At 60.1% G+C, this 11,691-nt stretch carries 9 protein-coding genes; 7 read left to right on the top strand and 2 right to left on the bottom strand.

Annotation, left to right across the window (positions count from 1 at the left end; translation table 11 throughout):
- The first annotated feature begins 19 nt into the window (after positions 1-19).
- From RVY79_RS13545 to RVY79_RS13535, 3 genes are all read left to right on the top strand, one after another.
- Positions 20-1,006 carry a C4-dicarboxylate TRAP transporter substrate-binding protein gene (locus RVY79_RS13545; RefSeq protein ID WP_317464825.1) on the top strand — a complete coding sequence of 329 codons (987 nt, stop codon included), beginning with the start codon at positions 20-22 and terminating at the stop codon, positions 1,004-1,006.
- A gap of 95 nt (positions 1,007-1,101) precedes the next feature.
- Entirely contained in the window at positions 1,102-1,569 is a 468-nt protein-coding gene (locus RVY79_RS13540; RefSeq protein WP_317464824.1) for a TRAP transporter small permease, read from the top strand.
- Between the two features lie 12 nt (positions 1,570-1,581).
- Positions 1,582-2,865 carry a TRAP transporter large permease gene (locus tag RVY79_RS13535; RefSeq protein ID WP_317464823.1) on the top strand — a complete coding sequence of 428 codons (1,284 nt, stop codon included), beginning with the start codon at positions 1,582-1,584 and terminating at the stop codon, positions 2,863-2,865.
- Positions 2,866-2,890: 25 nt separating this feature from the next.
- Here the strand turns inward: RVY79_RS13535 and RVY79_RS13530 are convergent, their stop codons facing one another.
- Positions 2,891-4,081 carry an ROK family transcriptional regulator gene (locus RVY79_RS13530; RefSeq protein ID WP_317464822.1) on the bottom strand — a complete coding sequence of 397 codons (1,191 nt, stop codon included), beginning with the start codon at positions 4,079-4,081 and terminating at the stop codon, positions 2,891-2,893.
- 190 nt (positions 4,082-4,271) lie between these two features.
- Between RVY79_RS13530 and RVY79_RS13525 the strand changes: the two genes are divergently transcribed.
- From RVY79_RS13525 to RVY79_RS13510, 4 genes are all read left to right on the top strand, one after another.
- Positions 4,272-6,119: a DUF3413 domain-containing protein gene (locus tag RVY79_RS13525; protein WP_317464820.1), complete on the top strand. Its 1,848-nt coding sequence runs from the start codon at positions 4,272-4,274 to the stop codon at positions 6,117-6,119.
- Between the two features lie 220 nt (positions 6,120-6,339).
- Complete coding sequence (locus RVY79_RS13520) at positions 6,340-7,077, top strand: SDR family oxidoreductase (RefSeq protein ID WP_317464818.1); 738 nt, start codon at positions 6,340-6,342, stop codon at positions 7,075-7,077.
- Between the two features lie 44 nt (positions 7,078-7,121).
- Positions 7,122-8,528 carry a sugar porter family MFS transporter gene (locus tag RVY79_RS13515; RefSeq protein ID WP_317464816.1) on the top strand — a complete coding sequence of 469 codons (1,407 nt, stop codon included), beginning with the start codon at positions 7,122-7,124 and terminating at the stop codon, positions 8,526-8,528.
- 53 nt (positions 8,529-8,581) lie between these two features.
- Positions 8,582-9,472 carry an SMP-30/gluconolactonase/LRE family protein gene (locus RVY79_RS13510; RefSeq protein ID WP_317464815.1) on the top strand — a complete coding sequence of 297 codons (891 nt, stop codon included), beginning with the start codon at positions 8,582-8,584 and terminating at the stop codon, positions 9,470-9,472.
- A gap of 98 nt (positions 9,473-9,570) precedes the next feature.
- On the opposite strand, the gene RVY79_RS13505 is transcribed toward RVY79_RS13510, so the two are convergent.
- On the bottom strand, positions 9,571-11,691 hold the full coding sequence (locus RVY79_RS13505; protein ID WP_317464814.1) for a methyl-accepting chemotaxis protein: 2,121 nt from the start codon (positions 11,689-11,691) through the stop codon (positions 9,571-9,573).

The raw sequence follows: 11,691 nt of genomic DNA, 5'->3' as shown, positions 1-11,691 counted from the left end.
AACAACCAAGGAGCACAACATGCGTTTCAAAAAACTCACATTAATCGCCACAAGCCTTTCCATTGTCGGCCTGAGCAGTATGACTCTCGCCCAAGCCGCCACCGAGATCCGCGTCGCCTACGGCAACCAGCCGGGCGAGCCGGTCGATGTCGCCGTCAAGGAATGGGCGGAAAACGTCAAGGAAGCGAGTGACGGCGAACTCACTCTCAGCGCGTTTCCCGCCAGTCAGCTAGGTTCCGAGACGGATGTCATGGAACAGGCGCGCTTCGGCGCACCGATCATCACCATCACGGCCTATAGTAACTTCATGAGCTCGGTGCCCGACCTTTCGGTTCTCGATGCGCCCTACCTCGCCGATAACTTCGACGACAAACTCAAGGTCTTCGACTCCGAGTGGTTTGCCAAACAAAGCACCAAGGTCGAAGAAGCCGGTTATCACATCGTCATCCCCAACACGGTGTACGGCACGCGCCACCTGCTCTCTCGAGCGCCCGCCACCACGCCCGAGGAACTCAACGGCGTGAAGATCCGCGTTCAGAACTCGCCGATGTACGTCGAAGCCATGCGGGCCATGGGCGCCACGCCGACACCCATGTCGCTGGGCGATGTCTACCCGGCACTTGCTCAAGGGATAGTCGATGGGGTCGAAAACCCCACACCGGTATTGTTCGGCGGTAAGTTCTATGAAGTCGTCAAACACCTCAACCTGACCGGCCACATGAACACGGTCGCCCCCTTTATCACCGGCAAGGCTTTCTGGGATCAACTCAGCGAGGAACATCAGCAGATCTTGACTGATACAGGCCAAGACATGGCCGCCCATTTGCGTGAACTGGTCGAGCAAAAAAGCGACATCGCTTTGCAGAAAATGCGTGACGCTGGCGTCCAAGTCCACGAAGTGGATACACAGCCATTCCGCGAACGCGCCGCAGAGCAGATCCCCGCCGCTTTCCCGCAGTGGAGCGATGGTCTGTATGAGCAGGTTCGCCAAATCATCAACGGATAAACGTTGAAAGACCGTCGGCGCCACGCAGCTCAGTGGCGCCGGCACGCGTATCACGGACGGCATCACAGTGAGTTGCCGTGCCCGAGGAGTATCAAATGAAACGCGTATTCCATTGGATCGACCGCATCATGCGACTCGATGAAGTGCTGGCCAGCACGGCCCTCTTCGCGATTTTTCTCGTCGCCATCAGCAACATCTTCATGCGTTATATCTTCAACACCCCGCTGGCCTGGACGGAGGAAGTCTTGCAGCTCTTGATGGTATGGGCCACGTTCCTCGGTGCTAGTGCCTTGGTCCGGCGCAACGAGCATGTGCTCATCGGCATACTATCGGAAAACCTTCCCGCGATGCTCGCACGCTGGAACGACCGCCTCTTCAATGTCGGCATGGTCTTGATCGCCGCCATCGTGCTCGGCTACTGGGGGCTGCAACTGTTGCCCTATTCCAATTTCCGCAGCACGCCCATGCTGCAGATTCCCTACATGTGGATTCACGCCGCCATCCCGGTCAGCGCCGTCGTCATGGCATATCACTGCCTCGTGCGCCTGGCTCGCGATACCTAAAGGATAATTTCCATGGCTGTAGGAATAGCACTCGCTGCACTATTGCTTCTTTTCGTGCTAGGCACGCCCGTCGCCTTCGCACTCTTCTTGTCGACGTTCTTGTATTTCCTGTTCGGCGCCGAGCAGCCCACCATGCTGCTCATCCAGCGCCTGGCCGGAGGACTGGAATCCATCTCGCTGCTGGCGATTCCGTTTTTCATCATGGCGGGGGTGTTCATGAACCACTCCGGTATTACCGACCGCCTGCTGAAACTGGCCGAGCTCATGACCCGGCGCCTGCATGGCGGCCTGGCTCAGGCCAACGTTCTGCTGAGCACCTTCATGGGTGGGCTCTCCGGCTCGAACATCGCCGATGCCGCCATGAACGCAAAGCTACTCGTGCCCAGCATGACGGCAAGCGGCTATCCCAAACCGTTTTCCACCGCCGTCACCGCCGCGTCCTCCTTGGTGACCTCGACCATTCCACCGGGGATCGCGTTGATCGTGTATGGCTACGTCAACAACGTATCGATCGGTCGTCTGTTTCTAGCAGGCGTGGTGCCAGGCATCTTGATGGCCCTCTGCATGATGCTGCTGGTATCGCGTCAATGCCGCCGGCTGGGTTATCAACCACCACGCAAGGAGCGAGTCTCGCGGTATGAATGGGTCAGCGTAACGCGTGCCGGCATCATCGCCTTGCTGCTTCCGGTGGTCGTCATTGGCGGTATTCGTATCGGCGTTTTCACACCGACCGAAGCCGGCGCCATGGCCGTGCTGTATGCCTTGATCGTGGGAATGTTCGTCTACAAGGAAATGAACGTTGGCAGCGTCGCAGTAGCCACGCGGGAATCGCTATTCGCGTCGGTCAATGTCTTGTTTATCATCGCGGTAGCGTCGGGCTTTGCTCGTGTGCTGACCTGGGAACAGATTCCCCAAGAGATTGCGCTCATGCTCTCATCCGGGGTCGGCAGCGCCATAGCATTTCTGCTAATCGCCAACGCCTTGCTACTGATCCTGGGCATGTTCCTGGAAGGTAATGCCATCCTCATCGTGCTATCGCCGCTGTTGGCCCCCGTGGCAGCTCAGTTCGGTATCGACCCGGTGCACTTCGGGATCATCTTCATCCTCAATGCGTCCATCGGTACGATCACGCCGCCCCTCGGCACGGTGATGTTTACCACCTGTAGTATCACCGGCGTCAGGGTGCCCGATTTCATCCGTGCCATCATGCCTTATTGGGTGTTACTGGTCGGTATACTATTGGTGGTGACCTTCGTGCCCGCCGTATCGTTGACGCTACCCAATTGGATTTTCTAGCCACATTTCTCTCCGCCCCTCACTATCACGCCTCCAGCGCCGCCTTGGCCATAACCTCGGCGGCGGCCCCACGGGCGGCGGTGAAGGTGCTATCGTGAATGACCTTGACGGGTACGCGCTGCGTCCCACGCAGCAAGTCATTCTGATGAGCTTCGAAGTAGGCCAGTGCCGGCGTCACCAGAGGAACCCCCAAGCGTATCAATGAACCTCCGAGCACGAGCATGGCGGGATTGAGCGTGTGATGCAGGTTGAGCATGAGGATGCCCAAGGCTTCACCGGCACGCTGCAGGACAGCATTGACCTCGGCGTCGTCGCCCCGCGCCGCGATCGCGGCTTCCAGGTTCTGGGTATCGTCGATGCCCAACGCGGCACGAATCGCCCAGCCACTGACCAGCGTCTCGGCGCAGCCACGGTTGCCACAGTGGCAATACGGTCCGTCAGGCTGCACGATGGTATGGCCGATCTCGCCCACCAGCCCCTGCATGCCACGCAGTACCAAGGGATAATTGTCGCCGGTCACCAGACCGCTGCCGATACCGCTGGCAGCGCTGATATAGACGATGGACTCGGGCGGAATGCCATCGTGAAAGTAAAATTCACCGAAGGCCGCCGCGTTGGCTTCGTTGTCCAGCAGCCAGATCCCGTCGATATCGGGCAAATGCCCGCGCAGCACCTCGAGCAACGCGACATCGACCCACCCCAGGTTCGGCGCCAAGCGCAAAATGGGCTGCTCCGGCGACACCGGCCCCGGTACCGTCACGCCCAACCCCAGGCAATGGCGGTCGGCAATCAGCGGATCATGCCGCATGGTGCGTATCAGATCGGCCAGATGTGCCGCCGTCTCGTCGGGTGTGGTAGGCGCTTGGGTGACATAACGCTGCAGAAGCACCTCGCCGCCCAGGGTACACGCCACGATACGCAACCCCCTCACGCCGACATCCGCCCCGAGCAGCACGTGATGCGCGTCATCCAGATACAACGCCCGCCCCGGACGTCCTCCGCCACGCGGCTGCAATTCACCTTCGCGCAGCCAGCCGCGCTCCAGAAGCGCCTGCACCACGCCCCCTACGGTCGCCTTGGTCAGTTGCGTGCGCGCCGCGATATCGGCACGCGTCGCGCCGGGGTAGCGCCGCACGGTACCCAGAATCGAACTGCGATTGAGCTTCTTGAGGAAGTTGAGATCACCGGCGGCTTGGGGGGCAAAGGTACTAACCATGGCAATACAAGGTGCCTCGCTGAAATGCTATTCGGAGTCACCAATATACCAAACATTATGCGGCCGGTTTCCTTCATCGAAGCGTAAAAGAGGATTATACTAAGCGCCCTAACGATAAAGCGATATTGCTGACCATTAACCTGCAGCAGCGCTTTCATGTCTACCCAATGACGCCAGCGATACACTTTCGATGTCCGTATTCCCTCGCACTATTCCTCAACGACTCAACTGGCTTTCCTGGTTTCTGTTCGCGAATGTCCCGCTGGCCTGCCTGCTGGCCACACGCTTCTTCGTCTGGATGCCCATCGACGGGACAGGCCCCGCCGCCTATATCACGCTGACCTATATCGGCCAATATGCGCTTTTGACTTGGCTCATCGGCCTGCCCTTGGTTCTCCTCGGGCTGATACTCAAGCAACGTTGGCTGATGTTAGCGGCGATTGTCATTGCCACACTGGGGCAATTCCTCCTAGTCATCGATATCGCGGTGTTCTCTCTTTACCGCTTCCATCTGTCGGGATTCGTGCTTAACACGCTCATCAAAGCAGGGGCGCATACGTTCGATTTTTCCTGGCTGGAATGGACACTCGCCGGTGGCGCGCTGATCGCCATGCTGTTGGTACAAGGCGCTATCGCCTGGCTGCTGACACGCTTTCGCCCCCGCGCACACTGGTTGGGTGTCGGCTTTGCCGTGCTGTTTGCCGCTCAGTTGGGTGCGCATGGCTGGCATGCCTGGGCCGATGCCACCTACAACACACGCATTACCTCGCTGACCCGTTATGTGCCCCTTTACTATGCAGCGACCGCCAAGCGCTTTTTCAAGGATCAGGGTTGGGTCGATGCCAGCGCCAATCGTGAGGCTCAGTCCATGACCAGACTGGAACATGCCAAGCGTTCCGGAAGGCTCGATTATCCCACCCAGCCGCTGAGCTGCCAGCCTCCCAAGACACGCCCCAACATCTTGATGATTGCCGTGGACGCCCTGCGTGCCGACATGCTCGATCCGCGCTGGATGCCGAATACAGCACGTTTCGCCAAACGCGAGGCCAAGACATTCACCCAACACTATAGCGGCGGTAACTCCACCAAGGCCGGTGGCTTCAGCATGTTCTACGGGCTTCCTTCGACCTACTGGGATGCCTTCGAGAGCAGTCAGACGGCGCCGGTATGGATACAACGTCTCCAGAAGCTCGATTACCAGACCGAAATCCTCTCGGCGGCAACGCTGATCAGCCCCGCGTTCGATCGCACCGCCTTTGCCGGTATCTCGGACATTCGCCTCAATCCCCCAGGGGACGAGGCCTGGCAACGTGATCGACTCATCACCAACGACTGGCTCGATTTCATGGAAAGTCGCCAACAAGAGGCTTCTCCTTTCTTCGGCTTCTTGTTCTACAAGTCGGTGCATGGATACGACGTACCGCCTGATTTTCCGCGCATCAAACCCTATTGGAAAACCATCAATCACCTAGCGCTGGATGACGACTTCGACCCCGAGCCGTACTTCAATCGCTACAAGACCGCGACACGCTATGTCGACCAGTTGATCGGTCGAGTCCTCGACGATCTCGAGCAACGCGGGCTCTTGAACGACACCATCGTCATGATCACCTCGGATCACGGTGAAGAATTCAACGACAACGGCCAAGGCTATTGGGGACATGGCAGCAATTACAGCGATGCTCAGCTCAAGGTGCCGATGGTGGTCCACTGGCCAGACAAGGGAGCGGGAAAAGTGTCCTATCACACTTCTCACGCCGACATTCCCGCAACGTTCATGCAAGCGCTGGGATGCCAAGCCACCCCACCCAAGACCTATGCCATGGGTAATGGCCTGTTATCCAAGCGAAAGCGTGACTGGATGATGGCGGGTAGCTACATGAACTACGCCATGGTCACCGACGACCATCTCGTAGTGACCTATCCCACAGGGCGCTTCGAGACCATGACGACGGAACTCGAGCCAGCCCCCGATTATCAGCCTCCCGCTGACATGCTCAATCAGGCACTCCAGGCCATGTCACGCTTTTATCGCTGAAAACCATCACCGGCACTGAAACACACGTCTTCGCCACATGGTCGCCATGTGGCGTTCCCCACACCTTTTCGAAGCCTCCCAACAACGTCGGCCTATGACCATGGTCGCATGGAAATCCTCTGGGCTCTGAACGATCATTTACTTAGTTAAATCTATTAACTAAAGAGTCGTCATACGACGGTCTGCCCCCAATGCAATCCCGATGCAATAGAGGTTCTGCATGAGTTCCGCGATTTACCCCAGCCTCAAGGACAAGACGGTCGTCATCACCGGTGGCGGTTCCGGCATCGGCGCCGGCTTGGTCGAGGCTTTCGTCAACCAGGGCGCGAACGTCCATTTCCTGGATGTCGCCGAGGCGCTCGCCAAAGAACTGGTCGAGAAATGCAATGGTGCGCCGCATTTCCACTACTGCGACCTGACTCAGCCCGACCAGCTCTGCGCCACGCTGAGCGACATCGATCACGTCGACGTGCTGATCAACAACGCCGCCAACGACGACCGCCATAAGCTCGAGGACGTCACGCCCGAATACTGGGAAGACCGCATGAACGTCAACCTGCGCCACCTGGTGCTCGCCGCGCGTGAGGTGGCGCCCGCCATGCGTCGTCAAGGCCAGGGGGCGATCATCAACCTGGGGTCGATCAGTTGGCACCTCGGGCAGTCCGACATGCTGCTCTACGAAACCGCCAAGGCCGGTATCGAAGGTCTGACCCGGGCCCTGGCGAGCGATCTGGGCAGCGACGGCATCCGTGTCAACTGCATCATCCCCGGCAACGTCAAGACACCACGCCAATCGCGCTGGTATAGCCCCGATGACGAGGAACAGATCGTCGCCGAGCAAAAGCTCAAGGTACGCATTCACCCTCATCACGTGGCCGCGATGGCGCTGTTCCTGGCGTCGGATGACGCCGCCGCCTGTACCGCTCACAACTACTGGGTCGATGCCGGCTGGCTGTAACCCCTAGCCCCTGGCAACCGCCACCAACAACAACGGAGCACATCATGCCAACATATAGTGATTCGCAACGTTCCCTGATTGTCTTTTTAACATGTTGTGTCGCCGCCATCGGCGGCTTTCTGTTCGGCTTCGACAGCGGGGTCATCAACGGCACCGTCGATGGCCTGCAATCCTCGTTCAATTCCGACAGCGTAGGCACCGGCTTCAACGTCGCTTCCATGCTGCTGGGGTGCGCGGTCGGCGCTTTCTTCGCCGGTCGTCTGGCGGACAAGTACGGTCGGCGTACTTTGCTGCTCGTCGCCGCCGTGTTCTTCATCGTCAGTGCCTGGGGATCGGGTGTTGCCGGCAGCTCGATGGAATTCGTCATTTATCGTATTCTCGGCGGCCTGGCCGTGGGCGCCGCAAGTGTCATGGCACCGGCATATATCAGCGAAATCGCCCCGGCGCACCTACGTGGGCGACTCGCCACCATTCAGCAGATCGCCATCATCGGTGGGTTGTTCGTCTCGTTTCTGAACAACTACATCCTCGCCGATATCGCAGGCTCCTCGACGACTGAGTTATGGTTCGGTTTCACCGCCTGGCGCTGGATGTTCTGGATGGAATTGATCCCCGCCACCATCTTCCTGGTCGCGCTTTTGTTCATTCCGGAAAGCCCCCGCTATCTGGTCAGCGCGCGTCGCGATGAACGTGCCGAACGCGTCCTGCACATGGTCTACAACGAAAGCGATGCCCAGGAGCGTCTGGCCCAGATTCGCGAATCGCTATCGCAGCAACGCAAGCCGCGCTTCAGCGACCTGATCAATCCCAAGACCGGAAAAGTGCTGAATCTGGTGTGGGCCGGGATCGGCCTCGCCGTGTTCCAGCAATTGGTGGGTATCAACGTCGTCTTCTACTACGGCGCCGTGTTGTGGCAGGCCGTCGGCTTCTCCGAAGGCGATGCCCTGCTGATCAATGTCATCAGTGGCGCGGTGAGTATCGCCGCCTGCTTGCTCGCCATCGCCCTGATCGACCGCATCGGCCGCAAGCCGTTGCTATGGGGCGGCTCCGTCGGCATGGCCATCACGCTGGCCATCCTCGTCTATGCCTTCTCCACCGCAGAGATGGTAGACGGTAGCCTGAATCTTTCACCAAGCAATGGCGTGCTCGCACTGATCGCCGCCAACGCCTATGTATTCTTCTTCAACAGCTCCTGGGGCCCGGTGATGTGGGTCATGCTCGGCGAGATGTTCCCCAACCAGGTACGTGGCTCGGGCCTTGCCATCGCGGGTCTGTTCCAGTGGGTCAGCAACTTCGCCATCACCATGACGTTCCCGATCATGCTGGCCTCCATCGGTCTGAGCGGCGCCTATAGCTTCTATGCTATCTGCGCGGTCATCTCGATCTTCTTCGTTATCAAGTGCATTCGCGAGACGAAGGGACGTGAGCTCGAGGACATGGCTTACGAATGATCGTCTGGGATGCCGGGCGTCTTGCTCGGCATCCCTTCCTAGGAGAAGAAACTATGTCTCTCTTGATTCCCGCCAACACAGCACCACGCGTCGTCCATCCGGCTCAGAATATCCTGGGTGAGGGGCCGCTATGGGACGTGGCGGAACAAGCGCTTTACTGGGTGGATATCAAAGGCCATCGCCTGCAGCGTCTCGACGCCGCAGGCGTTCGTCATTGGCAATTCGACGAGGAAATCACCAGTGTGCATCGTCACGCCGAAGGTGGCTTCCTCGTCACACTGCGACACGCCATCGCCCGTCTGCACCTGCCCGACGGCACGCCCGAAAAGTGGCTCACGCCCGAACCCGAGCTTTCCGGCAACCGCTTCAACGATGCCGTCGTCGATGCCAACGGCAATCTATGGTGCGGCACCATGGACGACGCCGAACACGACACCAGCGGTTCGCTCTATCGCGTGCGTCCTGACGGCGACTGCCAACGCCAGGACAGCGGTTACGTCGTCACCAACGGCCCGGTGCTCTCTCCCCAAGGCGATTGGCTCTACCACACCGACACGCTGGAACGCCGCATCTACCGGTTCGCCGTGGATGCACGCGGCCATCTCGGGGACCGCGAACCCTTCATTCGCATCCCGCAGGATCAGGGCTGCCCCGACGGCATGACTACCGACCGCGACGGCAACCTCTGGGTGTGCCAATTCGGCGGCTGGCGTATCAGCATATTCGACAGCCAAGGTCGGCTCCTCGAGGAAATCCCCATGCCCGTCGCCAACATCACCAGCTGCACCTTCGGCGGCCCCGACCTTTCCACCCTGTACATCACCACTGCCCGCAAGGGGCTCGACGACGCAGCGCTCGCAGCGCAACCCGATGCCGGTGCGCTGTTTGCCATCGACACGCAAGCACAAGGCCTGCCGGCCGTGGCTTTTGCAGCGCAGACGTAACACCCCCTCCCTGAAAGCAAAACGGCCCCACTGCCTTGGCAGCGGGGCCGTCGTTTGTCAGCCCGGGGAGCGACTTTTCAGCCCCCACGGACCTACGCTCAAGTGGCGGGTAGCGCCTTGGTCGAGGTGCTGTCGTCCGTGTCGTCGTCTTCCTCGTAGGCCGCGTTGCTGACCTTGAAGCGTCCCACCAGCACGTGCATGTCGTTGGCGCGTTCATCCAGCGACAGGCTGGCCGATGACGCTTCCTGCACCAGCGAAGCGTTTTGCTGCGTCACCTGGTCGAGCTGGGCAATCGCCTGATTGATCTGGTCGATCCCCGTCGACTGCTCTTGCGTCGCCTCGGCGATTTCGGAGACGAACTGCGACACCTTGTCGACGCTCTCGACGATCTCGCGCAGATGTCCGCCGGTTTCCTCGACCAGTTCAGCGCCCTCACCCACCTTGGTCACGCTATCCTTGACCAGGTGGCGAATCTGCTCGGCCTCGTCGGCACTGCGGCTGGCGAGACGGCGCACCTCGTCGGCGACGACGGCGAACCCCCGGCCGTGCTCGCCGGCACGCGCCGCTTCCACCGAGGCGTTCAAGGCCAGCAGGTTGGTCTGGAAGGCGATGGAATCGATCGCCTCGACGATCGTGGAAATCTTGGCGCTGGACTCGCGAATCTCCTGCATCGCGCGATGCGTCCGATCGCCCACATCACCCGCTTCACGCGCGCGCTGACCGACACCCTGGCTCATGTCACGCGCCTGGTGGGCATAATCGGCAGTCTGCTTCACGGTCGCGGTGATTTCCTCGAGGCTGGCTGCCGTTTCAGCCAACGACGACGACTGCTCGTCGGTGCGTTGCGCCAGGTCCTGATTGCCCGAGGCAATCTGACGGCTGCTGGAGGCCACCGACTCGGCCCCGTCGCGAATCCGCGCGATCAGGCGCTCGAAGGTCACCATCATCTGATTGAAGGCCTGCGCGGTATGCCCGATTTCATCGCCGTGACGCACTTTCAAGCGCATCGACAAGTCGCCGGTTTGGCCTGCCGCCCCGCTGATGCTTTCCATCTGGCGACGCATTTCACCGATGGGCTTGAGCACGCGAGTCATCACCCGCCAGCCCACGGCCGCCAGAATCACGATCACGATCAACAGTACCACTAGCTGCAATATACGTCCGGCCTGTGCCGTCGCAGCGGCTTGTTGGGCGACATCATCGGCACGCTGGGCGGCATAGGCTTCGACACGTTCGAGGCTTTCGCCCATGCCATCCATTGCCTGGGAAACGCCGGCCAGTGCTTGTTGAGAGCGCTCACGCAAGCCCAGCTGGCGATCCCGCAGCGCATACACGGCACCGTCGCCCGTCAACATCAACTCGTTGAGTTCGGTCACGACATCATCCAGCTGCGCGGCACTTTGCTGCTGGGCCGGGGTTGCGCCCACCGCGCCCTCGATACTCGCCAACGCCTGATGAATACGTGAAATCTGCTGGGCAATCTGGTTATAGCGCAGATCGACCAACGCATCGTGGCTATCGACCTGCATCAATTGACGCCCCTGATCGGCCAGTTGCGCCACCAGCATCTGTACGTCGCCGCTGAGCCCCGCAATGTCGGTGCGCTGCCCCATCAAGGAATCGAGCATCGCCATCGGCACCACCGACAGGCCCTGGTCCTGCAGGGTCTGGATACGCTGCGCCAGCGCGCGCTGCTGACGCACCTCGCCGAGCGTGGCGCGTCCGGCCATCGACTCGGCAGCGGTCAATACTTCGGCGATCTTGGCCTGCATTTCGACGATACGCGCCTGCATGGAGGCGGTCAGCGCGACGTCTTCGCGGCGGACTTCTTCCAGGGCCGCGTCGGCCTGCTGCAAATCGGCATAATCACTGTCCAGCGTCTCCAGCAACGCCTGTTTATCGGCCGTCATCAAGGACGCCAACCGTTCGCGGCCTGCCATGAAACGCTCATTGGCACTGGCTTGTGTCGGCGCCGCGTCGAGTGCTGCCTCGCTCTCGGCGGCAAGCAGATCCATCTGCCGCTCGCGATAACGTGTCAACGCATCGCTCATGTCACGACTGGCCGACTGCTGCGGCAGTATCTCATCGGTGAACAGGCTCTGTGCCTCAATCAACCGCTGGTTGGACAGAAACCCTGCCACTGCGGGGATCACGGCACCCAGTACGGCGGCCACGAACAACCCGATCAACATCGCCCGTAGGCTCAAGCTCTTCTTCAT

The organism is Chromohalobacter sp. HP20-39 (genome assembly GCF_033052815.1).
Lineage (GTDB): Bacteria > Pseudomonadota > Gammaproteobacteria > Pseudomonadales > Halomonadaceae > Chromohalobacter.
The sequence above is the reverse complement of the archived record's forward strand: the minus strand, read 5'-3'. Positions and strand labels throughout refer to the sequence as shown.

Coding starts and splice junctions, on each gene's coding strand:
- RVY79_RS13510 (WP_317464815.1), top strand. CDS start 8,582: ATGTCTCTCTTGATTCCCGCCAACACAGCACCACGCGTCGTCCATCCG.
- RVY79_RS13545 (WP_317464825.1), top strand. CDS start 20: ATGCGTTTCAAAAAACTCACATTAATCGCCACAAGCCTTTCCATTGTC.
- RVY79_RS13525 (WP_317464820.1), top strand. CDS start 4,272: ATGTCCGTATTCCCTCGCACTATTCCTCAACGACTCAACTGGCTTTCC.
- RVY79_RS13520 (WP_317464818.1), top strand. CDS start 6,340: ATGAGTTCCGCGATTTACCCCAGCCTCAAGGACAAGACGGTCGTCATC.
- RVY79_RS13530 (WP_317464822.1), bottom strand. CDS start 4,081: ATGGTTAGTACCTTTGCCCCCCAAGCCGCCGGTGATCTCAACTTCCTC.
- RVY79_RS13505 (WP_317464814.1), bottom strand. CDS start 11,691: ATGAAGAAGAGCTTGAGCCTACGGGCGATGTTGATCGGGTTGTTCGTG.
- RVY79_RS13535 (WP_317464823.1), top strand. CDS start 1,582: ATGGCTGTAGGAATAGCACTCGCTGCACTATTGCTTCTTTTCGTGCTA.
- RVY79_RS13515 (WP_317464816.1), top strand. CDS start 7,122: ATGCCAACATATAGTGATTCGCAACGTTCCCTGATTGTCTTTTTAACA.
- RVY79_RS13540 (WP_317464824.1), top strand. CDS start 1,102: ATGAAACGCGTATTCCATTGGATCGACCGCATCATGCGACTCGATGAA.